The sequence below is a fragment of the Pseudomonas sp. AU12215 genome, from assembly GCF_001675465.2.
Lineage (GTDB): Bacteria > Pseudomonadota > Gammaproteobacteria > Pseudomonadales > Pseudomonadaceae > Pseudomonas > Pseudomonas nitroreducens.
Map to the genome: position 1 here is coordinate 121,773 of NZ_MACM02000174.1, position 25,943 is coordinate 147,715.

29 protein-coding genes are annotated in these 25,943 nt (G+C 65.6%); 9 read left to right on the forward strand and 20 right to left on the reverse strand.

Going from position 1 to position 25,943, the window contains the following annotated elements:
* Positions 1-131: 131 nt before the first annotated feature.
* The 13 genes from A9513_RS29125 to A9513_RS29185 all read right to left on the reverse strand — a co-directional run bounded on the left by A9513_RS29125 (position 132) and on the right by A9513_RS29185 (position 10,327).
* Positions 132-386 (reverse strand): hypothetical protein, encoded by a 255-nt coding sequence (locus A9513_RS29125; RefSeq protein WP_017520105.1) that lies wholly within the window; start codon positions 384-386, stop codon positions 132-134.
* A 42-nt stretch (positions 387-428) separates the two neighbouring features.
* Positions 429-752 carry a DUF3392 domain-containing protein gene (locus tag A9513_RS29130; protein ID WP_017520106.1) on the reverse strand — a complete coding sequence of 108 codons (324 nt, stop codon included), beginning with the start codon at positions 750-752 and terminating at the stop codon, positions 429-431.
* A gap of 56 nt (positions 753-808) precedes the next feature.
* Positions 809-1,648, reverse strand: coding sequence for a glycosyltransferase (locus A9513_RS29135; protein ID WP_065086240.1), 840 nt, complete (start codon positions 1,646-1,648; stop codon positions 809-811).
* A 5-nt stretch (positions 1,649-1,653) separates the two neighbouring features.
* Entirely contained in the window at positions 1,654-2,844 is a 1,191-nt protein-coding gene (gene hemW, locus A9513_RS29140) for a radical SAM family heme chaperone HemW (protein WP_065086241.1), read from the reverse strand.
* Positions 2,841-3,434 (reverse strand): RdgB/HAM1 family non-canonical purine NTP pyrophosphatase, encoded by a 594-nt coding sequence (gene rdgB, locus A9513_RS29145; protein ID WP_037013514.1) that lies wholly within the window; start codon positions 3,432-3,434, stop codon positions 2,841-2,843. Before rdgB ends, hemW begins: the two co-directional genes overlap by 4 nt.
* A complete protein-coding gene (locus A9513_RS29150; RefSeq protein ID WP_037013512.1) occupies positions 3,431-3,853 on the reverse strand; it encodes a DUF4426 domain-containing protein in 423 nt (140 codons plus the stop codon). Before A9513_RS29150 ends, rdgB begins: the two co-directional genes overlap by 4 nt.
* 34 nt (positions 3,854-3,887) lie before the next feature.
* Complete coding sequence (gene metW / locus A9513_RS29155) at positions 3,888-4,508, reverse strand: methionine biosynthesis protein MetW (RefSeq protein ID WP_024766763.1); 621 nt, start codon at positions 4,506-4,508, stop codon at positions 3,888-3,890.
* Between the two features lie 10 nt (positions 4,509-4,518).
* Positions 4,519-5,658: a homoserine O-acetyltransferase gene (locus A9513_RS29160; RefSeq protein ID WP_038803496.1), complete on the reverse strand. Its 1,140-nt coding sequence runs from the start codon at positions 5,656-5,658 to the stop codon at positions 4,519-4,521.
* Positions 5,659-5,755: 97 nt separating this feature from the next.
* On the reverse strand, positions 5,756-7,723 hold the full coding sequence (locus tag A9513_RS29165) for a dynamin-like GTPase family protein (RefSeq protein WP_065086242.1): 1,968 nt from the start codon (positions 7,721-7,723) through the stop codon (positions 5,756-5,758).
* 118 nt (positions 7,724-7,841) lie between these two features.
* Positions 7,842-8,132 carry a DUF167 domain-containing protein gene (locus A9513_RS29170; RefSeq protein WP_024766762.1) on the reverse strand — a complete coding sequence of 97 codons (291 nt, stop codon included), beginning with the start codon at positions 8,130-8,132 and terminating at the stop codon, positions 7,842-7,844.
* 50 nt (positions 8,133-8,182) lie between these two features.
* Entirely contained in the window at positions 8,183-8,776 is a 594-nt protein-coding gene (locus A9513_RS29175) for a YggT family protein (RefSeq protein WP_024766761.1), read from the reverse strand.
* 13 nt (positions 8,777-8,789) lie between these two features.
* Positions 8,790-9,620 (reverse strand): pyrroline-5-carboxylate reductase, encoded by an 831-nt coding sequence (proC, locus tag A9513_RS29180; protein WP_024766760.1) that lies wholly within the window; start codon positions 9,618-9,620, stop codon positions 8,790-8,792.
* Positions 9,621-9,637: 17 nt separating this feature from the next.
* Positions 9,638-10,327 (reverse strand): YggS family pyridoxal phosphate-dependent enzyme, encoded by a 690-nt coding sequence (locus A9513_RS29185; protein WP_037013506.1) that lies wholly within the window; start codon positions 10,325-10,327, stop codon positions 9,638-9,640.
* A gap of 73 nt (positions 10,328-10,400) precedes the next feature.
* Between A9513_RS29185 and pilT the strand changes: the two genes are divergently transcribed.
* The 5 genes from pilT to A9513_RS29210 all read left to right on the forward strand — a co-directional run bounded on the left by pilT (position 10,401) and on the right by A9513_RS29210 (position 15,922).
* Entirely contained in the window at positions 10,401-11,435 is a 1,035-nt protein-coding gene (gene pilT, locus A9513_RS29190) for a type IV pilus twitching motility protein PilT (RefSeq protein ID WP_024766758.1), read from the forward strand.
* Positions 11,436-11,539: 104 nt separating this feature from the next.
* Positions 11,540-12,685, forward strand: coding sequence for a type IV pilus ATPase PilU (gene pilU, locus A9513_RS29195; protein WP_024766757.1), 1,146 nt, complete (start codon positions 11,540-11,542; stop codon positions 12,683-12,685).
* Positions 12,686-12,754: 69 nt separating this feature from the next.
* Positions 12,755-13,159 (forward strand): TM2 domain-containing protein, encoded by a 405-nt coding sequence (locus A9513_RS29200; RefSeq protein WP_024766756.1) that lies wholly within the window; start codon positions 12,755-12,757, stop codon positions 13,157-13,159.
* A gap of 223 nt (positions 13,160-13,382) precedes the next feature.
* A complete protein-coding gene (locus A9513_RS29205) occupies positions 13,383-14,756 on the forward strand; it encodes a cystathionine beta-synthase (protein WP_065086243.1) in 1,374 nt (457 codons plus the stop codon).
* The gene (locus A9513_RS29210) at positions 14,753-15,922 is read left to right on the forward strand and encodes a PLP-dependent aspartate aminotransferase family protein (protein WP_065086244.1); all 1,170 of its coding nucleotides are present in this window, start codon (positions 14,753-14,755) and stop codon (positions 15,920-15,922) included. Before A9513_RS29205 ends, A9513_RS29210 begins: the two co-directional genes overlap by 4 nt.
* A 218-nt stretch (positions 15,923-16,140) precedes the next feature.
* Here the strand turns inward: A9513_RS29210 and A9513_RS29215 are convergent, their stop codons facing one another.
* The 7 genes from A9513_RS29215 to gshB form a co-directional block, all read right to left on the reverse strand.
* Positions 16,141-17,412: a dihydroorotase gene (locus A9513_RS29215; RefSeq protein WP_065086245.1), complete on the reverse strand. Its 1,272-nt coding sequence runs from the start codon at positions 17,410-17,412 to the stop codon at positions 16,141-16,143.
* Positions 17,409-18,413, reverse strand: coding sequence for an aspartate carbamoyltransferase catalytic subunit (locus A9513_RS29220; protein ID WP_037013504.1), 1,005 nt, complete (start codon positions 18,411-18,413; stop codon positions 17,409-17,411). Before A9513_RS29220 ends, A9513_RS29215 begins: the two co-directional genes overlap by 4 nt.
* A 45-nt stretch (positions 18,414-18,458) precedes the next feature.
* On the reverse strand, positions 18,459-18,971 hold the full coding sequence (pyrR, locus tag A9513_RS29225; protein WP_024766241.1) for a bifunctional pyr operon transcriptional regulator/uracil phosphoribosyltransferase PyrR: 513 nt from the start codon (positions 18,969-18,971) through the stop codon (positions 18,459-18,461).
* Positions 18,972-19,089: 118 nt separating this feature from the next.
* Complete coding sequence (ruvX, locus tag A9513_RS29230) at positions 19,090-19,527, reverse strand: Holliday junction resolvase RuvX (RefSeq protein ID WP_089285805.1); 438 nt, start codon at positions 19,525-19,527, stop codon at positions 19,090-19,092.
* A complete protein-coding gene (locus tag A9513_RS29235) occupies positions 19,524-20,093 on the reverse strand; it encodes a YqgE/AlgH family protein (RefSeq protein WP_024766240.1) in 570 nt (189 codons plus the stop codon). The genes ruvX and A9513_RS29235 overlap by 4 nt, the downstream gene beginning before the upstream one ends.
* A 75-nt stretch (positions 20,094-20,168) precedes the next feature.
* Complete coding sequence (locus tag A9513_RS29240; protein WP_024766239.1) at positions 20,169-21,062, reverse strand: energy transducer TonB; 894 nt, start codon at positions 21,060-21,062, stop codon at positions 20,169-20,171.
* Between the two features lie 56 nt (positions 21,063-21,118).
* Complete coding sequence (gene gshB, locus A9513_RS29245; protein WP_024766238.1) at positions 21,119-22,081, reverse strand: glutathione synthase; 963 nt, start codon at positions 22,079-22,081, stop codon at positions 21,119-21,121.
* A gap of 282 nt (positions 22,082-22,363) precedes the next feature.
* Here gshB and pilG point away from each other — a divergent pair, with 282 nt between their 5' ends.
* The 4 genes from pilG (at position 22,364) to A9513_RS29265 (ending at position 25,906) form a co-directional block, all read left to right on the forward strand.
* A complete protein-coding gene (gene pilG / locus A9513_RS29250; RefSeq protein ID WP_015475142.1) occupies positions 22,364-22,771 on the forward strand; it encodes a twitching motility response regulator PilG in 408 nt (135 codons plus the stop codon).
* 46 nt (positions 22,772-22,817) lie between these two features.
* Positions 22,818-23,183, forward strand: coding sequence for a twitching motility response regulator PilH (gene pilH / locus A9513_RS29255; RefSeq protein ID WP_024766237.1), 366 nt, complete (start codon positions 22,818-22,820; stop codon positions 23,181-23,183).
* Between the two features lie 54 nt (positions 23,184-23,237).
* The gene (locus A9513_RS29260; protein ID WP_017520132.1) at positions 23,238-23,774 is read left to right on the forward strand and encodes a chemotaxis protein CheW; all 537 of its coding nucleotides are present in this window, start codon (positions 23,238-23,240) and stop codon (positions 23,772-23,774) included.
* 83 nt (positions 23,775-23,857) lie between these two features.
* Entirely contained in the window at positions 23,858-25,906 is a 2,049-nt protein-coding gene (locus A9513_RS29265) for a methyl-accepting chemotaxis protein (RefSeq protein ID WP_024766236.1), read from the forward strand.
* The last annotated feature ends 37 nt before the right edge of the window (positions 25,907-25,943 follow it).

The window sequence follows — 25,943 nt, forward strand, 5'->3', positions numbered from 1 at the left end:
GCCGCGAGGCGGCCTTTGTCTATCCAGGCAAATGGATCTGCAGGAGCGAGCTTGCTCGCGAAGGTGCTCTCCCACAACGCCGACGTTGGGGTGGTTCGCGAGCAAGCTCGCTCCTACAAAAAGCTGCTGCGTTACTCGATCAGCTCGGCACCCAGCACCGTGGTCTCCGGCATGCGCATGGGCGCCGGGCTGATCTGCAGGTACTTGATGCTGGTGCGCGGGATGATCAGCAGGTCGCCGTCCACCTCGATGCTGATGACCGGCGACTCCATCTGCTTGCGGATGCCGCGCGCCACTTCGGCGGGGTCGTCGCTCTGTTGCGGGAAGCGCAGCGCCAGGCGCTGGCCATCGGAGAAGTGCAGGTAGAGATGCTTGATCGGCTTCATGTGTCCTCCGGCAGTGGTGGCCAACCGCCGGAGGCCCGCAGGTCAGCTGCGGTCGGCGATCATGCCAATCACGAAGAACACTAGCAGCAGCACGGGCGCCAGGGTGTAGTTGTTGAAATAACCCAGACCCTTGGCCAGCCACGGGGTGACGAAGACCATCGCCAGGCCGTAGCCCACGGCGCAGATCAGCACGAACAGCAGGGTGCGGAAGACGAAGTTCAGGCTGCCGATGCGCTGCTGTACCCAGGCGTTGATCGCCGGGCCGAACAGCACCAGCACGGTGGCCATGATCGCCAGGGCGATGTCGGACAGGTGGCCGCGGCACCAGCGGGAGACGTTGGCAATCAGGTCGAGCGCGAAGTCCATTGGGGCTCCTTGGGATCGAGTGTCGCGGGGGAGTGTACTTGAGTGCGCCGCCTGGGTCAGTCGGGCTTGCGCAGCATGAGCCTCAAGGTCGTCAGGGCAATCGCCTTGTCGCGGAACAGCAGCAACTGCTTGATCAGGCGAAGCGGCAAGTGCCGCCGGTAGCTGGGGAAAAGGTCGGTATGATAACGGCTGTAGTAGCGGTACTCCGACTCGTAGATGCTCTCGTAGCGCGACCTGGACACCCGGTTGCGCTCGCTGATCGAGAGGTTCTGGTGGACTTCGCTGGCCATTACGTAGAGCTGCCGGCCCTGGTTTCTCGCATGGTGGAAAGCCCAGTGGTCCAGATAATCCAGGGGGAACTCCGGATTGAATCCGCCAGAGGCGGCCAGCCAGGAAACTCGCCAGCAGGCGCCGGAATTGATCGCCGTGATCGGATCGCTGGTGCTGCCGGAGCGGTTGTACGCCTGGGCCCTGACCTTGCTGCAGTCCATGGGGGAGATCTGCCGCTGCCCATCGCTGACCCGTGGCACCAGGCAGACGCAGGAGGCATCCAGGTCCGTTGTCGCTTGCGTCAGCTCGGCAAAGTAGTTCGCCTCCAGGCGGGTATCCTGATCCAGAAGCAGCAGCCAGTCGCTGCCGCGTTCGCAGGCCGAGTGCAGCGCGAGGTTATAGGCGGTGGCAAGCCCCGGGTTGCTGGCATCGTGGTGGTAGCGAACTGCAAGGCCCTCACCCAACGACGGCCATGGCTGGGGGGCCGGGCTGTTGTCGTGGAGGATCAGCTCGACGTCCTGGTTGGCCAGCCACGCCAGGTTGTCCTGCAGGCTGCGAAAGCTCTCGGAGTCGGCCAGGGATTGCTTGTAGATCACCAGAACGATGGTCGCCCGCACCTTCGTCATCGGCATCATTCGGGCAGGAAGCGCTGCAGCAGGTCGTTGAGGAACAGCTGGCCACGTTCGGTGGGGGCCAGCCGGTTCGGATCGTCCAGCAACAGGCCGTCCTTGCGCGCCTGCCGGCAGGCTTCCTCGATGGTGGCCAGCGGCAGGCCAGTGCGCTCGGCGAAGGTTGCCGCCGGTACACCTTCGGTCAGGCGCAGGGCGTTCATCATGAACTCGAAGGGCAGGTCATCCGCTTCCAGGTCGCGTTCGCCGGCCTGGAAGGGCTTCTCCGGATTCAGGTAGTCCTTCGGCAGGCGGGTCTTCCAGGTGCGCAGGATGCGCCCTGCCGGGGTGCTCAACTTGGCGTGGGCGCCGGCGCCGATGCCGAGGAAATCGCCGAAGGTCCAGTAGTTCAGGTTGTGCCGCGCGCGCTTGCCGTCACGGGCATAGGCGGAGGTTTCGTACTGCAGGTAGCCCGCCTGGGCGAGCAGCGCCTGGCCGGCCTCCTGGATTTCCCACAGCTGGTCGTCCTCGGGCAGCTCCGGCGGCTGGCTCCAGAACACCGTGTTCGGCTCCATGGTCAGCTGGTACCAGGACAGGTGCGTCGGCGCGAGGGCAATGGCCTGCTGCAGGTCGCTCAGCGCGTCGGCGACGCTCTGCTCCGGCAGGCCGTGCATCAGGTCCAGGTTGAAGTTGTCGAAGCCGGCGCGGCGGGCCATCTCGGCCGCGCGCACGGCTTCGTCGCCGTCATGGATGCGACCCAGCGCCTTGAGCTTTTCGGCCTGGAAGCTCTGGATGCCGATGGACAGCCGATTGATCCCCAGCTGGCGGTAGTCGGCGAACTTGGCCTGCTCGAAGGTGCCCGGGTTGGCTTCCAGGGTGATCTCGATATCGCTTTCGAAACCGACCTGCCTTTCCAGCCCTTCGAGGATGCGGCCCAGCGCCTTGGCGGAAAACAGGCTGGGCGTGCCGCCGCCGAAGAAGATCGAGGTCAGCTTGCGGCCGTGGACGTACCCGCGGTCGGCGGCCAGATCAGCCAGCAGCGCCTCGACGTAGGCGTCTTCCGGCAGCTCCGGCCCGGCAGCGTGGGAATTGAAGTCGCAATAGGGGCATGTGCGCACGCACCAGGGGATGTGGACGTACGCGGACAGCGGTGGCAGGCGGAAGCCGGAAGCCACCGGCCCGGCGTCGAGCCCGTGGCGTCCTGCCCGGCTCATAGACCCAGCCGTTGCTTCAGCAAGGCCATGGCGCGGGCGCGGTGGCTGAGCTGGTTCTTCTGCTCGGGCGGCAGTTCGGCGCTGGAGCAGTTGGCTTCCGGCACCCAGAACAGCGGGTCGTAGCCGAAGCCGTGCTCGCCGCGGGCTTCGCGCAGGATGCTGCCGTGCCAGAGGCCCTCGCAGAGGATCGGCAGCGGGTCGTCGGCATGGCGGACCAGGGCCAGCACGCTGACGAACTGGGCGCCACGCGCCTCGTCCGGCACGTCCTTCATGGCATCGAGCAGCTTGGCGTTGTTCGCCGCGTCACCCTTGCCGTCGGCGTAGCGCGCGGAATAGATGCCCGGCGCTCCGCCGAGGAAGTCCACCGCCAGGCCGGAGTCGTCGGCCAGCGCCGGCAGGCCGGAGATGCGCGCGGCATTGCGGGCCTTGAGGATGGCGTTCTCGACGAACGACAGGCCGGTCTCTTCCGGCTCCACGTCGCTGAACTCGCCGATGGAACGCACCTTCACGTGGGCTCCGAGCATGGCCTGGAGTTCCTTGAGCTTGCCGGCGTTGTGACTGGCCAGCACCAGTTGTTCGAGCTTGATCATTCGTCGGGGAAGATTTCCTGCATGAAGTCGAAGCTTTGCGGCGCTTCGCTTCCGGACTGGACCTGGATGGAGAAGGTCAGGGTCTCGCGGCCTTCGATGGGGAACTGTGCCAGGTTGTACACGGCGCCTTCCTCGACCACGCGCTTGAAGGTCAGGGGAATGGTCTGGCCCATCAGGTTCTTGGCGGAGCCGGCGACGGTGGCGTTGGCCGGTTTGCCGCTGGCGTCCAGCGGCACGATGTTGATCACGCCCTGGGCCTTGCTGCGCACCACGCCCACCGCTTGCGCGACGTTGGGCTGGAGGAAGCTGGAGTTGAACACGCTGTAGTGCACCTGCAGGTCACCCAGGCGCTTCACCTGTTCGGCGAAGGCGGGGACGGCGAGGACCAGGCAGGCGAGGAAGGTAAGCAGGCGGCGCATGATGTTTCTCCCGGGCTCTATCAGATAGCCGCGATCAGACGGCGATGCGGTGGTCTTGCACGCCAGCGCCGCTGATCCGGTAGATGCCGATCTCACCCAACAGATTAGGCCAGATTCGCGAGGCCCAGCCATGCTGGTGCTCGTGGTCCACCGCCAGACGGTCCAGCACCCTTGCGTGTTGCTCGTGGCAGAGCGCCTCGAAATCGCGGAAGGTGCAGAAGTGGATGTTCGGCGTGTTGTACCAAGTGTACGGAAGGAAGTCCGACACCGGCATGCGGCCATTGCGCGCGAGGTACCAGCGGCAGCGCCAGTGGCCGAAGTTGGGGAAGGTGATGATGCAGGTTCTGCCCACGCGCAGCATCTCCGCCAGCACCTTGTCCGGGTAGCGCAGGGCCTGCAGCGACTGGGTCATCACGACCACGTCGAAACTGTTGCTGGCAAAGTTGCCCAGGCCCTTGTCGAGGTCCTGTTCGATAACGTTGACGCCACGTTCGATGCATTTGGCGATCTTGTCGGGGTCGATCTCCAGGCCGTAGCCGCCCACCTGCTTGTGGTCGCGCAGCCAGGCGAGCAGCTCGCCGTCGCCGCAGCCCAGGTCGAGCACGCGGCTGCCGGCGGGGATCCAGTCTTGGATGATTTCCAGGTCGGCGCGCATGGGTGTCCTTTTATACGCTGATGCGGTGCATGTAACCGCTGAAAGCTTGCAGGTAGCGCGGAATCGGCATCAGGAAGGCGTCATGGCCTTGCGGGGCGTCGATTTCCAGGTAGCTGACGTTCTTCTTCGCCGCCAGCAGGGCGTCGACGATCTCCCGCGAACGCGCCGGGGAGAAGCGCCAGTCGGTGGTGAAGGACATCAGGCAGAAGTCCGCTTTCACCCCGGCGAGGGTACGCGCCAGGTCGTCGCCGTAGGCGGCGGCCGGGTCGAAGTAGTCCAGCGCCTTGGTCATCAGCAGGTAGGTATTGGCGTCGAAGCGGGTGGAGAACTCCTCGCCCTGGTAGCGCAGGTAGCTTTCCACCTGGAACTCGACGCTGTGCAGGTCGTAGTTGAGCTTCTCCGACTTCATGTCGCGGCCGAACTTGGCGCCCATGGCGTCATCGGAGAGGTAGGTGATGTGGCCGACCATCCGCGCCAGGCGCAGGCCGCGCTTGGGTATCACGTCGTGTTCCTGGAAGTGGCCGCCGAAGAACTCCGGGTCCGAGAGGATCGCCTGGCGCGCCACTTCGTTGAAGGCGATGTTCTGCGCCGACAGCTTCGGCGCACTGGCGATGCACAGGCAATGGCGCACGCGCTCGGGGTAGCTGATGGTCCACTGCAGCGCCTGCATGCCGCCCAGGCTTCCGCCGACGATGGCGGCCCAGCTCTGGATACCGAGGCGATCAGCCAGTCGGGCCTGGCTGTGCACCCAGTCTTCCACGGTGACGACCGGGAAGTCCGCGCCGTAGGTCCTGCCGGTGGCGGGGTTGAGGCTGGTTGGCCCGGTGGAGCCGTTGCAGCCGCCGAGGTTGTTCAGCGCGACGACGAAGAACTTGCGGGTGTCGATGGGCTTGCCCGGGCCGATGCAGCTGTCCCACCAGCCTGGCTTGCGCTCGTCCTCGCTGTGGTAGCCGGCGGCGTGGTGATGGCCGGAGAGCGCGTGGCAGATCAGCACGGCGTTGCTGGCCGTGGCGTTCAGCTCGCCGTAGGTCTCGATCACCAGTTGGTATTCGGGCAGCGTCTTGCCGCAGGCCAGGGGCAGCGGTTCATTGAACTGCAGTGTCTGGGGGGTGACCAGACCGACGGAATCTTCGGGGAAGACTGTTGGCATCGACCCAGCTCATGCATAAAAAGGACGGCCAGTCTAAAGAGCACCGCACCCTGCGGCAAGCGCCGGGAGCGGGTATTGCGCGGGTGTGGCGCGGGTTTCAGGCGCGCTGGGAGGTGGGCAGGGTGACGACCTTGGCCTGGCGCTGCAGCGGAGCCGGGCGGCGCAGCTGGCGAAGAATGTCGGTGGCCTCGACCAGTTGCTGCTCCAACTCCTCGGTATAGCGCCCCAGCAGCAGCGAGCGCTGACGCGCCTGCTGGGTTTCCTGGGCCAGGGCCTTGAGGCGCAGCATGTGGGTTTCCAGCATCTGCTTGTGTTCCAGGCTGTACTGCATCAGCGGCATCAGGGCGTCGGCGGCCCATTGCTCGGCCTCTTCGCGCAGGCGCTGGTGCAGGCCGATGACTTCCTGGGCGACGGTGGCGAAGAAGCGCCGGGTCAGCAGGCGCTGCTCGGTGAGCAGGGTCTTGAGGTGCAGACGGAAGCGGTCGGCTTTCTCCTGCAGCTTGGCGAGATCGCGCAGGTAGCGGTGGACGCGGAGTTGCGGGGCATCCAGGGCGTTGAGCGGGTTTTCCTGGTTATGCCGCTGGTAGATGGCCGCGACCATGCGGTTGGCCGTCTCCGCCTCGTGCATCAGGCCGACCAGGTCGGTCTCCACGGTGCGGAAGAACTGCAGGATGGCCTGGTGGATGCCGACCGTGGTCCAGCTGCCGCGCAGCTTCTCGTGGACCTTCTTCAGATGCTGCTCGAGCCTTTCCGGACGCACCGCGTCGCGCAGCTGTTCGCCCTGGTGGCGCAGCAGCCGCTGGTTGGTCTTCAGGCTGAGCAGGCGCTTGTGGTGCAGGTTGTGGTCGTCCTTGGTCCGCGCAGTCAGCTCGAACAGCAGCTGGCCGCTGTCCTGTTGCTGGTCGTTGAGCAGCGCCTGCTGCTCCTTCACCTTGTCCAGGCGCACGCGCAGGCTGTGCTGGCTGTTGTTGACCAGCGCCAGTACCTGGCCGACCACGGCGTCCTCCAGCAGGCGCTCCTTCTGCGCGACGATGCGCTCGCAGAGCAGCTCCTCCAGGGATTCCATCTGGCTGCGCACGAGCAGGTCGCGGTCGCCGCGCACCTTGGCCAGCAGCGCCTGCTTGGCCGACAGCGGCAGCACGTCTTCGCGGGCGATGCCCAGCTGGCGCGCGGTGGCGTCCTGGATATGGTGGATGGCGTTCTGCACGAAGACTTCGCCGGCCAGGTCGTCCCAGAGCACGTCGATCTTGTTCAGCACCGCGTAGAGGCTGGTGTGGCCGTCCTCGCCGAGCTGGCGCACGTGGTCCCGCCAGATGGCCATGTCGGAGGCGGTCACGCCGGTATCGGCCGCCAGCAGGAAGAGGATCGATTGTGCGCTGGGCAGCATCGACAGGGTCAGTTCCGGCTCGCTGCCCAGGGCGTTCAGGCCGGGCGTGTCGAGAATGCGCAGGCCCTGGCGCAGCAGCGGGTGGTCGAAGTTGACCAGCGCATGGCGCCACGCCGGCACCAGGACGATGCCGGGCTTGTCCGTGGCTTCGAGCATGTCCGGGTGGAAGCCCAGCTGGATCGCCTGCTCCACCGGCAGCGGCTTGGTCTTGGCGACCTGGGCGAAGGCCTCGGCCATGTTCGCCGGGTCCGAGGTATCCAGCGGGATGTTCACCCAGTGCCGCGGGATACGCTTGAACTGCGCGACGCTGGCATCGGCGACGCGGGTCTCGATGGGCAGCAGGCGGATGTAGGGACGCTCCGAGCGCGGGTCGAAGAATAGCTCGGTCGGGCACATGGTGGTGCGGCCGGCCTGGGATGGCAGCATGCGGCGGCCGAATCCGGCGAAGAACAGGCTGTTGATCAGCTCGGTCTTGCCGCGCGAGTACTCGCCGACGAAGGCCAGGGTGATGTGGTCGACGCGCAGCAGGCGCAGGGTGCGTTCGAGGCGGTTCTCGATTTCCGGGGTATTCAGCCGGGCGCGCTCCAGCCAGCTGCGATAGCGGGTGATCTCACGGACCAGCTCGCGCTTCCAGGTGACATAGGCATCGATCTGCTGACTGAGACGTTCCATGCTCATCCGGGCGTTCCTTGGGCTGGCGCGTCCTGCGCGGGGAATGGATGGCGTGGATTATGCGACGGAGTGTAGGAATAGCAATTGGCCTACAGCACATTCCTACACGTAAGGTCGGCCAAGGTTACCGAGCGGCTATCCCGAGTTCTGCCGGAAATTTCGTCGGGCGGGGAATACGCACGCGCTTCTGGCGATTCAGTTCGCCGCTTTCCAGCTTCACCGCGCTTTTCGGCACGCCGAAGGCCTTGCCGAGGAATGCCAGCAGATGGGCATTGGCCTTGCCTTCCACCGGCGGCGCGGTCAGGCGGATCTTCAGGCGTTCGCCGTGCAGCCCGGCGAACTCGTCGCGGCTCGCCTTGGGTTGCAGGTGGCAGTCGAGGATCAGGTCCTCGCCGTCCCAGAAATAGAAGCTCATTCGTCTTGCGGACTGTCGGAGCTCGCCGCGCGGGCGAGCTCCCTGGTCAGTTACATGAAGGGGCTGAGGATCTGCGGCATCCCGGTCATCGCGGCCAGGTTGCCGATCACCAGCATGTCGATCAGCTTCAGCGCGATGAAGGCGAAGATCGGCGAGATATCCAGGCCGCCGAGGTTCGGCAGGAGCTTGCGGAAGGGCGCCAGGAACGGTTCGCAGATCTGGTTCACCAGCTGGGCGCCGGGGTTGTAGCTGCCCGGGGCGACCCAGGAGAGAATCACGCTGATGATCAGGGCAAAGAAGAAGATCTTCAGGAACAGCGAGGTCACCGCGATGATCGACCACACCAGCAGCTGCAGGATGTAGCCGCCGACGCCATAGCCCATCAGGGTCAGGGTGATGACCATCAGCAGCAGCTGGACCAGGATGGCCAGTACCAGCGAGGCGAAGTCGATACCGCCGAAGCCGGGGATGACGCGGCGCAGCGGGTTCAGCAGCGGCTTGGTGGCGCGCACGATGAACTGGCTGAGCGGGTTGTAGAAGTCGGCGCGGACCAGTTGCAGGATGAAGCGCAGCAGGACGATCAGCAGGTACAGGCTGCCCAGCGTCTGGATGACGTAAATGGCAGCGGTGGAAATTCCGGTCATTGAGGGCTCCTCGTCATTGACCCAGTTGTTCGGCCAGCTCGGCGGAACGGTGGTCGGCAGCGCCTACCGCCTTCTCCACCAGCGCCTCGAAACCGTTGGCCTGGAAAGTGGTGATGGCCGCTTCGGTAGTGCCCTTGGGCGAGGTCACGCGGCGGCGCAGTTCGGCGGGATCGACATCGCTGGTGGTGGCCATCTGCGCGGCGCCCAGGGCGGTCTGGCGGGCCAGCTGGCCGGCGACTTCGCGGGACAGGCCGAGCTTCTCGCCGGCGGCGGTCATGGCTTCCATCAGCAGGAAGAAGTAGGCCGGGCCGCTGCCGGAGACGGCGGTGACCGCGTCGATCTGCCGCTCCTCGTCCAGCCACAGGGCGATGCCCACGGCGCTCAGCAGTTGCTGCGCCTGCTCGCGCTGGGTGGCACTGACGCTCGAATTGGGGTACAGGCCGCTGGCGCCCAGGCCGACCAGGGCCGGGGTGTTGGGCATGCAGCGGACGATGGCGCGCGGCTGGCCGTTCACGGCGCCCAGCCAGCGTTCGAGGCTGGCGCAGGGGATGCCGGCGGCGATGGAGACGATCAGTGCGCTATCGGACAGGGACGGCGCCAGCGCCAGGCAGACGTCCTTCATGACCTGCGGCTTGACCGCCAGGACCACCACGTCGGCGCCGGCCACGGCGCTGGCGTTGTCGCCGACCACGTCGATGCCGTGCTCGGCAGCGATCTTCGCGCGCTGCTCGGCACCCGGGTCGCTGGCGCGGATGCGGCTGGCTTCGACGCCCTTGGCGCGCAGGCCGCCGATGAGACTGGCGGCCATGTTGCCGGCGCCGATGAAGGCAATGCGGGTGCTCATTACGTCTCTTCCTTTATTCAGTGCGAGGCGCCGTAGTCGCGGGCGCCGAACAGGGCGGTACCGATCCGTACCCAGGTGGCGCCTTCGCCGATGGCGGCTTCGAGGTCGTGGCTCATGCCCATGGACAGGGTGTCCAGGCCGAGGTTCAGGGCGTGCATCAGCTCGCGCAGGCGGGCAAATGCAGCGTGCTGCGCGGCAACGTCTTCGGTTGGCTCAGGTATGGCCATCAGACCGCGCAGTTTCAAGTGGGGCAGTTGCGAAATTGCCTGGGCAAGGGCAGGCAGTTCTTCGGGGGAACAGCCGGATTTGCTGTCTTCGCCGCTGACATTCACCTGCAGCAGCACGTTCAGCGGCGGCAGGTTCGCCGGGCGCTGTTCGGAAAGGCGCTGGGCGATCTTCAGGCGGTCCACCGAATGCACCCAGTGGAAGTGCTCGGCGATGGGCCGGGTCTTGTTCGACTGGATAGGGCCGATGAAGTGCCAGGTCAGCGGCAGGTCGGCCAGCTCGACCTGCTTGAGCAGTGCTTCCTGCAGGTAGTTTTCGCCGAAATCGGCCAGGCCTTCGGCATACGCTTCGCGGATGGCGGCGGCGGGTTTGGTCTTGCTCACGGCGAGCAACTGCACCGAGCCAGGCGTGCGATTTTTCGCTTGTTCCGCCTCACGGATTCGTACGCGAACCTTTGCAATATTCTCTGCTATCGTGGACATTACCGTCGCTTTTCCGCCCGGCTGCTGCGAGTTCTGCGGCATTCTACCTGCTTGCTCTTGATTGGGGAGTCCCATGGATATTACCGAGCTGCTCGCCTTCAGCGCCAAGCAGGGCGCTTCGGACCTGCACCTCTCGGCCGGCCTGCCGCCGATGATCCGCGTCGACGGCGATGTGCGCCGCATCAACCTGCCGCCGCTCGAGCACAAGCAGGTTCACGCGCTGATCTACGACATCATGAACGACAAGCAGCGCAAGGATTACGAAGAGTTCCTGGAAACCGACTTTTCCTTCGAAGTGCCGGGCGTGGCGCGCTTCCGGGTCAACGCCTTCAACCAGAACCGCGGCGCCGGCGCCGTGTTCCGGACCATTCCCTCCAAGGTACTCACGATGGAGGACCTGGGAATGGGAGAAGTGTTCAAACGTGTTTCAGACGTGCCGCGCGGCCTGGTGCTGGTCACCGGCCCGACCGGTTCGGGCAAGTCCACCTCGCTGGCGGCGATGCTCGACTACCTGAACAACACCAAGTACAGCCATATTCTCACTGTCGAAGACCCGATCGAATTCGTCCACGAGTCGAAGAAGTGCCTGGTCAACCAGCGTGAGGTGCACCGCGACACCCTGGGCTTCAACGAGGCACTGCGCTCGGCCCTGCGTGAGGACCCGGACATCATCCTGGTCGGCGAGATGCGTGACCTGGAGACCATCCGCCTGGCGCTGACCGCGGCGGAAACCGGCCACCTGGTCTTCGGCACCCTGCACACCACCTCCGCGGCCAAGACCATCGACCGTATCGTCGACGTGTTCCCCGCCGAGGAGAAGTCCATGGTCCGCTCCATGCTCTCCGAGTCCCTGCAGGCGGTGATCTCCCAGACCCTGCTGAAGAAGATCGGCGGAGGCCGTGTCGCGGCCCACGAGATCATGATCGGCACCCCGGCGATCCGTAACCTGATCCGTGAGGACAAGGTCGCGCAGATGTACTCCGCCATCCAGACCGGCGGCGCGCTCGGCATGCAGACCCTGGACATGTGCCTGAAAGGCCTGGTCGCCAAGGGCCTGGTCACCCGCGATTCGGCGAAAGAAAAAGCCAAGATCCCGGAAAACTTCTAATCCCACCGGGCCGTTCCCGGCCCGGCGCACGGAGCGCGCCACACGCACCCGCTTCGTGATCCGACAGCCCCGTCGTAGTCAGCGTGAACCTGGCGAGAAAGATCATGGAATTCGAGAAGCTGTTGCGCCTGATGGTGGAAAAGGGAGCCTCCGACCTGTTCATCACAGCGGGCGTACCACCGTCGATGAAGGTCAACGGCAAGGTGTTGCCGGTGACCAAGACCGCGCTGTCGCCGGAGCAGACCCGCGAAACCGTGCTGTCGGTGATGAACGAGCAGCAGCGTCGCGACTTCGCCGAGAACCACGAGTGCAACTTCGCCATCAGCGCCCGCGGCGTCGGCCGTTTCCGCGTCAGCGCCTTCTACCAGCGCAACCTGGTGGGCATGGTGCTGCGTCGCATCGAGACCAACATCCCGACCATCGATGACCTGAAACTGCCGGAAATCCTCAAGAAGCTGGCGATGACCAAGCGCGGCCTGGTGATCTTCGTCGGCGCCACCGGTACCGGCAAGTCGACCTCGCTGGCGGCCATGATCGGCTACCGCAACAAGAACTCCACCGGCCACATCATCTCCATCGAAGATCCCATCGAGTACATCCACCAGCACCAGGGCTGCATCGTCACCCAGCGCGAAGTGGGCCTGGATACCGATACCTTCGAAGTCGCCCTGAAGAACACCCTGCGCCAGGCGCCGGACGTGATCATGATCGGCGAGGTGCGCTCGCGCGAGACCATGGACCACGCCGTGGCCTTCGCCGAAACCGGCCACCTGTGCCTGGCGACCCTGCACGCCAACAACGCCAACCAGGCGCTGGAGCGGATCATCCATTTCTTCCCCGCAGACCGTCACGGCCAGGTGTGGATGGACCTGTCGCTCAACCTCAAGGCCATCGTCGCCCAGCAGCTGGTACCGACCCCGGACGGCAAGGGCCGCCGCGCGGTGATCGAGGTGCTGCTGAACACCCCGCTGGCCGCCGACCTGATCCGCAAGGGCGAAGTCCATGAGCTCAAGCCGCTGATGAAGCGCTCCACCGAGCAGGGCATGCAGACCTTCGACCAGGCGCTGTACCAGCTCTACACCCAGGGCGAGATCACCTACGAAGATGCGCTGGCCTATGCCGACTCGGCGAACGACCTGCGCCTGATGATCAAGCTGGGTTCGGAAACCGACGCCGACCACTTGACCACCATGACTCAGGGCCTGACCCTGGAGATGAGCGACGACGATCCCAATCGCCGCTTCCGCTGACCTGAAGAGCCCGCCTAGTGCGGGCTTTTCGTTTATTCTGGCTGTCACGCAACGCAATGGGAGAAAGGCATGTCCGCCAACCCTGATACTCACAGCAAGGTCATCGGCTACCTGCTGTGGATTTTCGGCTTCACCGGCTCGCACCGCTTCTACTATGGCCGGCCGATTACCGGCACCATCTGGTTCTTCACCCTCGGCCTGTTCTTCATCGGCTGGATCATCGACCTGTTCCTCATCCCTTCCATGGATGATGCGGCGGACCAGCGCTACCGCGCTGGCGGCATCGACTACAACGTCGCCTGGATCCTGCTGACCTTCCTCGGCGTGTTCGGCGTGCACCGCATGTACATGGGCAAGTGGATCACCGGGATCATCTACCTGTTCACCGGCGGCCTGTTCCTGGTCGGCGTGCTGTACGACTTCTGGACGCTGAACAGCCAGATTTCCGAGCGCAACGGGCCGCAGCGCATCTGATCCTTCTTTTATGTAGGAGCGAGCTTGCCCGCGAACCGCCCCAGCCTCGGCGCTCGGGATGTTCGCGAGCAAGGACTGGGCGTTCCCCTCGCTCCTACGAAAAGCCAATGCCGCTCTCTTTCGTCGCGCCGCCTGGCGCGAGCTTTGCCCTCCGCCTAAGGTCAGGAGGACAGTAGCAGGCGCTGCCGGGCGATCCCCGTGGCGCCCAGAAGGAGTGGCTGCCATGAGCAACGAATCCCGCCCCGCCGTACTCGATCTGATCGGCAATACCCCCATGGTCCGCGTCACGCGCTTCGATACCGGACCCTGCACCCTGTTCCTCAAGCTCGAATCGCAGAATCCCGGCGGCTCCATCAAGGACCGCATCGGCGTCGCCATGATCGAGGCCGCCGAACGCGATGGCCGGCTCAAGCCCGGTGGCGTGATAGTCGAAGCCACCGCCGGCAACACCGGCCTGGGCCTGGCACTGGTGGGCCGCGCCAAGGGCTACCGGGTAGTGCTGGTGGTGCCGGACAAGATGTCCACCGAGAAGGTTCTGCACCTGCGCGCCATGGGCGCCGAGGTGCACATCACTCGCTCCGATGTCGGCAAGGGCCACCCCGAGTACTACCAGGACGTTGCCGCGCGCCTGGCGAAAGACCTGCCGAACGCCTTCTTCGCCGACCAGTTCAACAACCCCGCCAACCCGCTGGCCCACGAGACCGGCACCGGCCCTGAAATATGGGCACAGACCGGCCATGACCTCGACGCTGTGGTGGTCGGCGTCGGCTCCGCCGGCACCCTGACCGGCCTCACGCGCTTCTTCCAGAAGGTCCAGCCGGAACTGGAAATGGTCCTGGCCGACCCGGTGGGCTCGATCATGGCCGAGTACTCGCGCTCCGGGGCCATCGGCACGCCCGGTTCCTGGGCGGTGGAAGGCATAGGCGAAGACTTCGTGCCTTCGATCGCCGACCTCTCCAGCGTGCGCCACGCCTACTCCATCAGCGACGAGGAAAGCTTCAGCACCGCCCGCGAGCTGCTGCGCAATGAGGGTATTGCCGCCGGTTCGTCCACCGGCACCCTGCTGGCCGCCGCGCTGCGCTTCTGCCGCGAGCAGAAGGAACCCAAGCGCGTGGTCAGCCTGCTCTGCGACACCGGCACGCGTTACCTGTCGAAGGTCTACAACGACCAGTGGATGACCGACCAGGGCCTGTTGCAGCGCAAGCGCTACGGCGACCTGCGCGACATCGTCGCGCGGCGCTTCGAGGAGGGCAGGGTGGTCGCCGTCGGCCCGGGCGACACCCTGCTTACCGCCTTCCAGCGCATGCGCCTGGCGGATATCTCACAGCTCCCCGTGCTCGACGGCCAGCGGCTGGTCGGTGTCATCGACGAGTCCGACATCCTGCTGGGTGTGCATGACGACCCGGCGCATTTCCGCAGCGATGTCGCCAGCGCCATGAACACCGCCCCGGAAACCCTCGCGCCCGGCGCCAGCCTCAAGGAACTCGAAGCCGTGCTGGCACGCGGGCTGGTGGCGATCATCGCCGACGCCTCGGGTTTCCACGGCCTGATCACCCGCTTCGACCTGCTCAACCATCTACGGAGGACCCTCGCATGAGCCAGCACGACGACCGCCTCGGTTTCGCCACCCGCGTGATCCACGCCGGGCAGGAGCCGGACCCGTCCACCGGGGCGATCATGCCGCCGATCTATGCCAATTCCACCTATCGCCAGGACAGCCCCGGCGTGCACAAGGGGCTGGACTACGGCCGCTCGCACAACCCCACACGCTGGGCGCTGGAGCGCTGCGTGGCGGACCTGGAAGGCGGCAGCAAGGCGTTTGCCTTCGCCTCGGGGCTGGCGGCGATTTCGGCGGTGCTTGAGCTGCTCGACGCCGGCTCGCACATCGTCTCCGGCAACGACCTCTACGGCGGCACCTTCCGCCTGTTCGAGCGGGTGCGTCGGCGCAGCGCCGGGCATGACTTCCATTTCGCCGACCTGGCCCAGCCCGGCGCGTTGGAAGCAGCGCTCACCGACAAGACGCGCATGGTCTGGGTGGAAACCCCGAGCAACCCGTTGCTGCGCCTGACCGACCTGGCGGCCATTGCCCGCACCTGCCGCGCGCGCGGCATCCTCTGCGTGGCCGACAACACCTTCGCCAGCCCCTACGTGCAGCGCCCGCTGGACCTGGGCTTCGACATCGTCGTGCACTCCACCACCAAGTACCTGAACGGCCACTCGGACGTCATCGGCGGCATCGCCATCGTCGGCGACAACCCCGATCTGGCCGAACGACTGGGCTTCCTGCAGAACTCGGTGGGCGCCATCGCCGGCCCGTTCGACGCCTTCCTCACCCTGCGTGGCGTGAAGACCCTGGCGCTGCGCATGGAACGGCACTGCGCCAATGCGCTGGAGTTGGCGAAATGGCTGGAGCAGCAGCCGCAGGTAAAGCGCGTCTATTACCCCGGCTTGACCTCGCACCCGCAGCACGAACTGGCGCGCACGCAGATGAAGGGCTTCGGCGGGATGATCTCGCTGGACCTGAACACTGATCTCGCCGGCTCGCGGCGCTTCCTGGAGAACGTCCGGCTGTTTGCCCTGGCGGAAAGCCTGGGCGGGGTGGAAAGCCTGATCGAACACCCGGCGATCATGACCCACGCCAGCATCCCACCGGAAAACCGCGCGGCGCTGGGCATCGGTGATTCGCTGATTCGTCTGTCGGTGGGGGTGGAAGATGTGGAGGACCTGCGTGCCGATCTGGCCAAGGCGCTGGCGATGATCTGACGCCCTGCGCCGGAGCGCTTTTCGTTGGAGCGAGGGGGACGCCCAGTCCTTGCTCGCGAACATCCCGAGCGCCTGACTTGGGCCGGTTCGCGAGCAAGCTCGCTCCTAAAAGGGCGCGAAGCCGCGCACTCCTGCGCCGTCCTACGTCCAGGCTCCCTGCTGGAGTGCCCATGAAAAAGCCCGCCAATCGGCGGGCTTTTTCATGGGGCAGCGCAGCGTTACACCGCGTGGACGATATGCCCGTCCACCAGGGTGCAGCGCACCACGCCCGGCAGGCAGTGGCCGAGGAACGGGCAGTTCTGGCCGCGGGAGTGCCAGGTTTCGCCTGCCAGGGTCTGGCCGTCGGCTTCGAACAGCACCACGTCGGCGGCGGCGCCGATCGCCAGCTTGCCGGCCGGCAGGCGCAGGGCGGCGGCCGGGCCGCTGGACAGGCGCGCCAGCAGGGTCGGCAGGTCGAGCAGGCCGTCCTGCACCAGGGTCATGGCTAGCGGCAGCAGCAGTTCGACGCTGCTGATGCCCGGGTCGGTCGCGGCGAACGGGGCGTTCTTCGCGTCCGCTTCGTGGGGCTGGTGGTGGCTGGCGATGGCCTGGATCACGCCGCTTTTCACCGCTTCGCGCAGGGCGTCGCGGTCCTTGTGCGAGCGCAGCGGCGGCTGCACGTGGTACAGGCTGGAGAAGTCCGCCAGTGCTTCGTCGGTCAGGATCAACTGGTACAGCGCTACGTCGGCGGTCACCGGCAGGCCGCGGGCCTGGGCCTGGGCGATCAGCTCGACGCCGCGGGCGCTGGTCAGCTGGCTGAAGTGCGCGCGTACGCCGGCCTGCTCGACCAGCAGCAGATTGCGCGCCAGGGCCACGGTCTCGGCGGTTTCCGGGATGCCGGCCAGGCCGCGGAAGCTGGCGGTCGGGCCTTCGTGGGCGATGCCGCCTTCGGCCAGGTCATTGTCCTGGGAGGTGAAGATCACGGTGAGGTCGAAGGTCGCCGCGTACTCCAGCGAGCGCAGCAGCACGCGGTTGCTCGCCATCGGCGCCAGGCCGTTGGTGAAGGCCACGCAGCCGGCGTCGCGCAGGGCGACCAGTTCGGACAGCTGCTCGCCTCCCAGGCCCTTGGTCAGCGCGCCGATGGGGAAGACCTTGGCGTTGCCGGCCTCGCGGGCGCGGTCGAGGATCAGCTCGGCGACGGCGGAGGTGTCCAGCACCGGCTTGGTCTGCGGCGGGAAGCACAGACTGGTGACGCCCCCCGCGGCGGCCGCGCGGGTTTCGCTTTCGATATTGCCCTTGCGGCTGTAGCCCGGCTCGCGCAGGGCGACGCTCAGATCGACCAGGCCGGGGGCGGCGATCAGACCGGCGGCGTCGATTTCCTGAGCGGCGTGGAAGCCTTCGGGGGCGTTGCCGATGGCGATGATGCGGCCGGCCTCGATGTGCAGGTCGCAGACCTTGTCCAGGCCGCTGGCCGGGTCGATCAGGTGGGCGCCACGAATACTGACGGTCATTGCGCGTCCTCCTGTTCCAGCTGGCGTTGGGCGTTCTGGCCGCTCATGGCCATGGACAGCACGGCCATGCGGATGGCGATGCCGTAGGTGACCTGGTTGAGGATCACCGACTGTTCACCGTCGGCCACGGCGGAGTCGATCTCCACGCCGCGGTTGATCGGGCCGGGGTGCATGACGATGGCATCGGGCTTGGCCAGCTTCAGGCGCTTCTGGGTCAGGCCGTAGAGTTTGAAGAACTCGCCTTCGCTGGGCAGCAGGCCGCCGGCCATGCGCTCGCGCTGCAGGCGCAGCATGATCACCACATCGACGTCCTTCAGGCCTTCGTCGGCGTTGGTGAAGACCTTCACCCCGTACTGCTCTTCCAGGCCCACCGGCAGCAGGGTGCGCGGGGCGATCACACGGATGTCCGGGCAGCCGAGGGTCTTCAGCGCCAGCATGTCGGAGCGCGCCACCCGCGAGTGCAGGATGTCACCGACGATGGCCACCGAGAGGTTCTCGAAGTCTCCCTTGTGGCGGCGGATGGTGAGCATGTCGAGCATGCCCTGGGTCGGGTGGCCGTGGCGGCCGTCGCCACCGTTGATCACGGCGACGTTGGGGCTGACGTGCTCGGCGATGAAATGCGCGGCGCCCGAGTCGCTGTGGCGCACGACGAACATGTCGGCGGCCATGGCCTCGAGGTTGCGCAGGGTGTCGGTGAGCGTCTCGCCCTTGCTGGTGGATGAGGTCGACACGTTCAGCGAGATGACGTCGGCGGACAGGCGCTGCGCGGCCAGCTCGAAGGTGGTGCGGGTGCGCGTGGAGTTCTCGAAGAACACGTTGCACACGGTCTTGCCGCGCAGCAGCGGGACCTTCTTCACCGCGCGGGCGCCGACCTCGAGGAAGGAGTCGGCGGTATCGAGGATTTCAGTCAGCAGTTCGCGGGACAACCCGTCGAGCGAGAGGAAGTGGCGCAGCTGGCCCAGGTCGTTGAGCTGCAGCGGGCGCTTGGCGTCGGTCGGCATGTGGCAGGCCCTGAAAGTTGGGGGTGGATGTCCGGGCGCGCGGGGTTACAGCGCGGGGCTGAGAAGCGTGCGCTCGAGGACGAGTGGTGCGGGACCGCGCAATTTTACCCGCTCGTTGGGTGCCAATGACAGGGTTTCGCCGACGACATCCGGGCGAATCGGCAGTTCGCGCTTGTTCAGGTCCACCAGGCTGACCAGGGTCACGCTGGCCGGGCGACCGTAGTCGAACAGCTCGTTCAGCGCGGCGCGGATGGTCCGGCCGCTCATCAGCACGTCGTCCACCAGGATCAGGTGCTGGCCGTCGATCTCGAAGGGCAGTTCCGACGGACGGACCTGCGGGTGCAGGCCGCTGCGGGTGAAGTCGTCGCGGTAGAAGGAGACGTCGAGGATGCCGAGGATCTCGTCGCTGCCCAGTGCCTTGAGCAGTTCCTGGGCGACCCAGATGCCGCCGGTGTGGATGCCGACGAAGCGTGGCGAGTCGATGCCGCGCTGCGCGAGGTAGTTGCGCAGGTCGGTGGCCATGCGGGGGATGAGTTCGGCGGGGCTTGGCAGGGTCATGACGTCTCCGGTTCGGTTGGCGAGGCCACCCGGCACGGGCGGCCATCGGGGCGGACCGTTCCGGGAAGGAGTGGTCCGGCAAGCTTAGCGGCTTTGGCCCAAGGGGCTCTGCCGCAGGTCAAGCAGGGGTGTTCTCCGCCAGCCAGCCCTCCAGCAGCAGGGCGGCGGCCAGGGCGTCCACCGGGCGCTCGCGGTAGCCGCCCGTCTGGCCCTGGGCCAGGCGTTCGCCCTTAGCGGCGTAGGTGGTCAGGCGTTCGTCATGGGTGTGCACCGGCAGGTTGTAGCGGCCGTTCAGGCGGCGGGCGAACTTTTCGGCGCGTTCGCTCATCTCGCTGGGGGTGCCATCCATGTTCAGCGGCAGGCCGACGACGATGGCGTCGGGTTGCCATTCCTTGATCAGGGCTTCCACGCGGTTCCAGTCCGGCACGCCGTTCTGTGCCTTGAGCACGCAGAGCTCGCGGGCCTGGCCGGTGATGGCCTGGCCGACGGCGACGCCGATCTGCTTGGTGCCGTAGTCGAAGCCCAGGAGCAGGCGCAGGGGTTTGCTGCTCATCAGGCGTGCCCGGCCTGGGCGGTGAGCAGGCTGAGGTTGATCCCCAGGCGCTCGGCGGCCGCCGACAGGCGCTGTTCAGCCGGCACCTCGAAGAGCACCGCAGGGTCGGCCGGGCAGGTCAGCCAGGCGTTGTCGGCCAGTTCGGCTTCCAGCTGGCCGGCTTCCCAGCCCGCGTAACCGAGGGTGATTAGGTGCTGGGCCGGGCCGCTGCCGTCGGCGATGGCGAACAGCACGTCCTGGGAAGTGGACAGCGACAGCTCGCCCAGCTCCAGGGTGGCCTGGTAGCTGCGTCCGGCGGGGTGCAGGACGAAGCCGCGGTCGGTCTGCACCGGCCCGCCGCTGTAGATGGTCATGCCCTGGCAGCGTACCGGCGGCAATTCGTCCGGGCGCAGCTGTTCGAGCACATCGGCGAGGTTCAGGCCGCTGGGGCGATTGATGACCAGGCCCATGGCGCCCTGCTCGTTGTGTTCCACGAGGTAGGTGACCGTCTGGGCGAAGTTGGAGTCCGCCATGTGCGGCATGGCGATGAGGAAATGGTGCTTGAGGTAGCTGGCGGCTGTGCTTTTCATGCCGGCTAGTTTCAGGCCTGGGGGCCAAAGGGACAAGACTTGAAAGCGCCGGCAGAGGTCGGCGGGGGCGTCGGATCAGTTGCTGGACAGGCGATCGCCGCGCTCGAAGCGCCAGGTACGGATGATTTCCAGGCGGTCGATGTCGTTCAGGTCGCCGGAGAAGGGCGCGAAGGGTGCGGCCAGGCGCACGATGCGCTGGGCGGCCTGGTCCAGGGTGGGCTGACCGGAGGACTCGAGCACCTGGACTTCATACAGGGAGCCGTCGCGGTTGATCGACACCAGCAGGCGCAGGCTGCCGTAGATGCGCTGGCGGCGGGCTTCGTCCGGGTAGTTGAGGTTGCCGATGCGCTCGATCTTCTTGCGCCATTCCTCTTTATACCAGGCGCCCTTGTCGCGCATGGTCGAGGCGGCGCTCAGGCGGTGGATGCGCGGGCGCTTGGCGTAGGCCTGCTGCTCGCGGGCAAGGTCGGCTTCGAGGCTGGAGATTTCCGCCGAGAGCTGGCTGGAGTCGAACTGCGGCGCCGGCTTGGCGACGGTCTCGGCCTTGGGCGTCTGCTGTTTGGTCTGCACCTTGTCCGGGCGCGGGGTGCGGGTGGCGACGGCGGCCTTGGGCGCTTCCGGGCTTTTGGCCTGGCGCGGAGTGGCCGGCGGGGCGACCTTCTTGACTTCGGTGTCCTGGAACGGCGCCTGCTCGGTGGTCTTGGGGACCGCCTTGTGTTCCAGGGTACCGCTGCCCTGCTGGTTCATCTGGGCAAGGTAGTCGGCTTTCTCCGGCGCCTTGTCGCTCTTGAAGCTGGCCAGGGTGATTTCCAGCGTCTTGCTCAACTGGCTGGGCATGGGCATGGTGAAGCCCACGCCCAGCAGCACGGCCACGTGCAGGATGGCCGCAACGAACAGGGTGAAACCCAGCCGGTCCGCCGGACGGACGCCGGAGGACACGGGGAAGTCTTGGTGGGTTGCAGCGTTCATTGCGGGTCGCGTAGGCCAGGGTGGGGCGGAAGTCTGCCGACGAGGCTTATAAAAGTCTATGACGCACTGCGCGCCTTGAGCTTTTCGTCGATGACTGCCATCAGTCTCTCACCGATGCGCGTGTCGTAGGCCGCATCGATCTCGCGGATGCAGGTCGGGCTGGTGACGTTGATCTCGGTGAGGTTCTCGCCGATGACGTCCAAGCCGACGAACAGCAGGCCGCGTTTGCGCAGCTCCGGGCCGACCTGGGCGGCGATCCAGCGGTCGCGCTCGGTCAGCGGCTGGGCCACGCCACGACCACCGGCGGCAAGGTTGCCGCGGGTCTCGCCCTGCGCCGGGATGCGCGCCAGGCAGTACTCCACCGGCTCGCCGTCGATCATCAGGATGCGCTTGTCGCCATCCTTGATGGCCGGCAAATAGCGTTGCGCCATGACCTGCTCCTGGCCGTGGCGAGTCAGGGTCTCGAGGATCACCGAGAGGTTAGGGTCGCCTTCGCGGTGGCGGAAGATCATCGATCCACCCATGCCATCCAGGGGTTTGAGAATGATGTCACGATGCTCCGCCGCGAACTCGCGCAGAATATCGGACCGGCGGCTCACCACTGTCGGTGGCGCACACTGCGGGAAAAGCGTGGCAAAGTACTTCTCGTTGCAATCACGCAGGCTCTGCGGCTTGTTGACGATGAGCGTGCCGGCGGCTTCGGCCTGTTCCAGCAGGTAGGTGGAGTAGACGAACTCGTTGTCGAAGGGCGGGTCCTTGCGCATCAGGATCACGTCCAGTTCCGACAGCGGCTGGTCGACTTCCTCTTCCAGTTCGAACCAGTGGGCCGGATCGTAGAACACCTTGAGCGGGCGCATGCGACCGCGGGCGACGTTCTCTTTCTGGTAAAGATCCTGCTGTTCCATATAGAACAGCTGCCAACCACGGGCCTGGGCTGCCAGCAGCATGGCCAGCGAGCTGTCCTTCTTGAAACTGATCTGCGCGATGGGGTCCATCACGATCCCGAGGCGTACGCTCATGGGATGTCCTCCTGGGGGAGTCTGTTGGGCTTGGGGCTGCGACGCAGAGCCGCGCCGAAAAGGCTGAAAATGGACGCTCAGGGTGGCGCTGGATGTGCGCTCGGTCAAGGAAAAAGCCTGCGTGTTCCGGGTCTTATGGCCTGAATTTGCTGGGCGTGGTAAAGATTCTGACGATTGTGGTAAAAGGTTCCCACGATTGGGTCGCAGCCCGACGGTGGCAGGGCGCTTGCGCACTGAAATAAAAAGCGGAAAAACGACTCACCGAAGATGGTAAGGGCGAACATGGAACAGCATTCCGACGGTTTGAAAGTAATGGTGATCGACGATTCCAAGACGATTCGTCGCACGGCTGAAACCCTGCTGAAGAAGGTTGGCTGCGATGTCATTACAGCCATCGACGGCTTCGACGCGCTGGCCAAGATCGCCGATACCCATCCCAGCATCATCTTCGTCGACATCATGATGCCGCGCCTGGATGGCTATCAGACCTGCGCCCTGATCAAGAACAATAGTGCCTTCAAATCCACGCCGGTGATCATGCTGTCCTCCAAGGACGGCCTGTTCGACAAGGCCAAGGGTCGCATCGTCGGTTCCGATCAGTACCTCACCAAGCCCTTCAGCAAGGAAGAACTGCTCGGCGCGATCAAGACCCATGTGCCCGACTTCACCCCGGTGGAGCACGCTTCCTGAAGTCCGGCGCGAGCGCCGGTGACGCCTATTCCGTATGGGGACCACAATGGCTCGAATTCTGATTGTTGATGACTCGCCGACCGAGATGTACAAGCTGACCGCGATGCTGGAAAAGCACTCGCACCAGGTACTCAAGGCCGAAAACGGCGCCGACGGCGTGGCCCTGGCTCGCCAGGAAAAGCCGGACGTCGTCCTGATGGACATCGTCATGCCCGGCCTGAACGGCTTCCAGGCGACCCGTCAGTTGTCCAAGGACCCGGAAACCAGCGCCATTCCGGTGATCATCGTCACCACCAAGGACCAGGAAACCGACAAGGTCTGGGGCAAGCGCCAGGGCGCTCGCGACTACCTGACCAAGCCGGTGGACGAAGAAACACTGCTCAAGACCATCAATTCGGTGCTGGCCGGCTGATACAGCCGTACCTGCACGTACCGAACATAATTATTAGAGAAGGCCAGGGCCGGCATGGCGGAAGTCCAGAGTCCTTTCGAGGTTCTCGTCCAGATCGATCAGCGCTGTCGGCAGCTGGCTGCGGGCCTGCCCGCCCAGCGCGAGGTGGTGCAGAGCTGGAACGGTATCGGCTTTCGCATGGCTGGGCGCCTGTTCGTGGCGCCCATGGGGGAGGTCGGCGAGGTTCTTCATGAGCCGCGCTACACACTGCTGCCCGGTGTCCGTGACTGGGTGAAGGGGGTCGCCAACGTGCGCGGCCGCCTGCTGCCGATCATGGACCTGTGCGGCTTCCTCGGCGCGGAGCTGTCGCCTCTGCGCAAGCAGCGGCGCGTGCTCGTCGTGGAACACCAGGAAGTCTTCGCCGGCCTCATCGTCGATGAGGTGTTCGGCATGCAGCACTTCCCGGTGGATACCTTCTCCGAGCAGTTGCCGCCCCTCGAAGCGGTCCTGCAGCCCTTTATCCATGGCGTCTTCCATCGGGAGCAACCCTGGCTCGTGTTCAGCCCGCATGCGCTGGCTCAGCACCCGGGGTTCCTGGATGTCGCCAGCTAGAGTTTGACCGGTTGGGCCGGCATTGCCGGCCCTTGTTGTGACATGGAAACCGTAATCGTGGTGGGTCCAGGCGGGGGCCGAATATGAAAAATATAAAGGCAGGCAGTCTTTTCTCGGGGGCGCGTAGCAGCTCGCTGATCCTCGGACTCTTCGTGGTCCTGATCGTGGCGATCGTCTTGCTGTTCGCCAACTTCGCTTACCTGAACAAGCAGGCGGACCACGACAAGCAGTACATCGGCCATGCCGGCGAACTGCGCGTGCTGTCCCAGCGTATCGCCAAGAACGCCACGGAAGCTGCGGCGGGCAAGGGCGAGGCGTTCAAGCTGCTCAAGGAAGCACGCAACGACTTCGAGAAGCGCTGGAACATCCTTTCCAAGGGTGACGAAAGCACCGGCCTGCCGCCGAGCCCGGATTCGGTACAACCGCAGATGGCGGATGTGCAGAAGGACTGGGACACCCTGCGCAAGAACACCGACTCCATCCTCGCCAGCGAACAGACCGTACTGTCCCTGCACCAGGTGGCCGCGACCCTCGCCGAAACCATCCCGCAGCTGCAGGTGGAGTACGAAGAGGTCGTCGACATCCTGCTGGAGAACGGCGCCCCGGCCGACCAGGTCGCGGTAGCCCAGCGCCAGTCGCTGCTGGCCGAACGTATCCTCGGCTCGGTGAACAAGGTGCTCGCCGGTGACGAGAACTCCGTGCAGGCCGCCGACAGCTTCGGCCGTGACGCCAGCCTCTTCGGTCGCGTACTCAAGGGCATGAAGGAAGGCAACGCGGCGATGAGCATCTCCAAGGTGACCAACGCCGAGGCCGTTGACCGCCTCAACGAGATTGCCGAGCTGTTCGAATTCGTTTCCGGCTCGGTGGACGAGATCCTCGAGACCTCCCCGGAACTGTTCCAGGTCCGTGAGGCCGCCAACACCATCTTCGGCGGTTCGCAGACCCTGCTCGACAAGGCCTCCAACCTCGCCAACGGCTTCGAGAACCTGGCCGAAGGCCGTGTGTTCAACCAGGTCGCCAGCGTCGCGCTGGGCATCCTCGCCCTCGGCGCGATCATCCTCATCGGCCTGGTGATGGTGCGTGAAACCAACCGCCGACTGGCCGAGACCGCCGAGAAGAACGAACGTAACCAGGCGGCGATTCTGCGACTGCTCGACGAAATCGCCGACCTCGCCGACGGTGACCTGACGGTGGCGGCGACCGTGACCGAGGACTTCACCGGTGCGATCGCGGACTCCATCAACTACTCCATCGACCAGCTCCGCGAGCTGGTGGAAACCATCAACCTGACAGCCGTGCAGGTGGCCGCCGCCGCCCAGGAAACCCAGGCCACCGCCATGCACCTGGCCGAGGCTTCCGAGCACCAGGCCCAGGAAATCGCCGGCGCCTCCGCCGCGATCAACGAAATGGCCGTGTCCATTGACCAGGTATCGGCGAACGCCTCCGAGTCCTCGGCGGTAGCGGAACGTTCCGTAGCCATCGCCAACAAGGGCAACGAAGTGGTGCACAACACCATCACCGGCATGGACAACATCCGTGAGCAGATTCAGGACACCTCGAAGCGGATCAAGCGCCTGGGTGAATCGTCCCAGGAGATCGGTGACATCGTAAGCCTGATCAACGACATTGCCGACCAGACCAACATCCTCGCACTGAACGCCGCGATCCAGGCGTCCATGGCGGGCGACGCGGGCCGCGGCTTCGCCGTGGTAGCGGACGAAGTACAGCGACTGGCGGAACGTTCCTCCGCGGCGACCAAGCAGATCGAAGCGCTGGTGAAGACCATTCAGACCGACACCAACGAAGCGGTGATCTCGATGGAACAGACCACCTCCGAGGTGGTACGCGGTGCCCGCCTGGCGCAGGACGCCGGTGTGTCTCTGGAAGAGATCGAGAAGGTATCCAAGACCCTGGCAGCGTTGATCCAGAACATTTCCAACGCCGCCCGTCAGCAGGCCTCCTCCGCCGGCCACATTTCCAACACCATGAACGTGATCCAGGAGATCACCTCGCAGACCTCCGCCGGTACCACCGCCACCGCGCGCAGCATTGGCAACCTGGCCAAGATGGCCGGCGAGATGCGTCACTCCGTATCCGGCTTCAAACTGCCGGACATCGCCGAACAGGCCTGAGCAGAGGAGGTGCGCTGCTCTTCACCGGGTAGCGCAT

What these genes read in the sequence shown, in the direction of transcription:
- A9513_RS29130 (WP_017520106.1), bottom strand. Translation starts at nt 752, where the DNA reads ATGGACTTCGCGCTCGACCTGATTGCCAACGTCTCCCGCTGGTGCCGC.
- A9513_RS29200 (WP_024766756.1), top strand. Translation starts at nt 12,755, where the DNA reads ATGTCCGCCAACCCTGATACTCACAGCAAGGTCATCGGCTACCTGCTG.
- proC (WP_024766760.1), bottom strand. Translation starts at nt 9,620, where the DNA reads ATGAGCACCCGCATTGCCTTCATCGGCGCCGGCAACATGGCCGCCAGT.
- hemW (WP_065086241.1), bottom strand. Translation starts at nt 2,844, where the DNA reads ATGAGCCGGGCAGGACGCCACGGGCTCGACGCCGGGCCGGTGGCTTCC.
- A9513_RS29215 (WP_065086245.1), bottom strand. Translation starts at nt 17,412, where the DNA reads ATGACCGTCAGTATTCGTGGCGCCCACCTGATCGACCCGGCCAGCGGC.
- A9513_RS29125 (WP_017520105.1), bottom strand. Translation starts at nt 386, where the DNA reads ATGAAGCCGATCAAGCATCTCTACCTGCACTTCTCCGATGGCCAGCGC.
- A9513_RS29150 (WP_037013512.1), bottom strand. Translation starts at nt 3,853, where the DNA reads ATGCGCCGCCTGCTTACCTTCCTCGCCTGCCTGGTCCTCGCCGTCCCC.
- A9513_RS29170 (WP_024766762.1), bottom strand. Translation starts at nt 8,132, where the DNA reads ATGAGCTTCTATTTCTGGGACGGCGAGGACCTGATCCTCGACTGCCAC.
- A9513_RS29165 (WP_065086242.1), bottom strand. Translation starts at nt 7,723, where the DNA reads ATGAGCATGGAACGTCTCAGTCAGCAGATCGATGCCTATGTCACCTGG.
- pilG (WP_015475142.1), top strand. Translation starts at nt 22,364, where the DNA reads ATGGAACAGCATTCCGACGGTTTGAAAGTAATGGTGATCGACGATTCC.
- gshB (WP_024766238.1), bottom strand. Translation starts at nt 22,081, where the DNA reads ATGAGCGTACGCCTCGGGATCGTGATGGACCCCATCGCGCAGATCAGT.
- A9513_RS29205 (WP_065086243.1), top strand. Translation starts at nt 13,383, where the DNA reads ATGAGCAACGAATCCCGCCCCGCCGTACTCGATCTGATCGGCAATACC.
- pyrR (WP_024766241.1), bottom strand. Translation starts at nt 18,971, where the DNA reads ATGACCCTGCCAAGCCCCGCCGAACTCATCCCCCGCATGGCCACCGAC.
- A9513_RS29220 (WP_037013504.1), bottom strand. Translation starts at nt 18,413, where the DNA reads ATGCCGACCGACGCCAAGCGCCCGCTGCAGCTCAACGACCTGGGCCAG.
- A9513_RS29185 (WP_037013506.1), bottom strand. Translation starts at nt 10,327, where the DNA reads ATGTCCACGATAGCAGAGAATATTGCAAAGGTTCGCGTACGAATCCGT.
- A9513_RS29235 (WP_024766240.1), bottom strand. Translation starts at nt 20,093, where the DNA reads ATGAAAAGCACAGCCGCCAGCTACCTCAAGCACCATTTCCTCATCGCC.
- A9513_RS29160 (WP_038803496.1), bottom strand. Translation starts at nt 5,658, where the DNA reads ATGCCAACAGTCTTCCCCGAAGATTCCGTCGGTCTGGTCACCCCCCAG.
- rdgB (WP_037013514.1), bottom strand. Translation starts at nt 3,434, where the DNA reads ATGATCAAGCTCGAACAACTGGTGCTGGCCAGTCACAACGCCGGCAAG.
- metW (WP_024766763.1), bottom strand. Translation starts at nt 4,508, where the DNA reads ATGCGCGCCGACCTGGAAATCATCCAAGACTGGATCCCCGCCGGCAGC.
- pilH (WP_024766237.1), top strand. Translation starts at nt 22,818, where the DNA reads ATGGCTCGAATTCTGATTGTTGATGACTCGCCGACCGAGATGTACAAG.
- A9513_RS29265 (WP_024766236.1), top strand. Translation starts at nt 23,858, where the DNA reads ATGAAAAATATAAAGGCAGGCAGTCTTTTCTCGGGGGCGCGTAGCAGC.
- A9513_RS29260 (WP_017520132.1), top strand. Translation starts at nt 23,238, where the DNA reads ATGGCGGAAGTCCAGAGTCCTTTCGAGGTTCTCGTCCAGATCGATCAG.
- A9513_RS29175 (WP_024766761.1), bottom strand. Translation starts at nt 8,776, where the DNA reads ATGACCGGAATTTCCACCGCTGCCATTTACGTCATCCAGACGCTGGGC.
- A9513_RS29135 (WP_065086240.1), bottom strand. Translation starts at nt 1,648, where the DNA reads ATGACGAAGGTGCGGGCGACCATCGTTCTGGTGATCTACAAGCAATCC.
- A9513_RS29210 (WP_065086244.1), top strand. Translation starts at nt 14,753, where the DNA reads ATGAGCCAGCACGACGACCGCCTCGGTTTCGCCACCCGCGTGATCCAC.
- pilT (WP_024766758.1), top strand. Translation starts at nt 10,401, where the DNA reads ATGGATATTACCGAGCTGCTCGCCTTCAGCGCCAAGCAGGGCGCTTCG.
- A9513_RS29240 (WP_024766239.1), bottom strand. Translation starts at nt 21,062, where the DNA reads ATGAACGCTGCAACCCACCAAGACTTCCCCGTGTCCTCCGGCGTCCGT.
- pilU (WP_024766757.1), top strand. Translation starts at nt 11,540, where the DNA reads ATGGAATTCGAGAAGCTGTTGCGCCTGATGGTGGAAAAGGGAGCCTCC.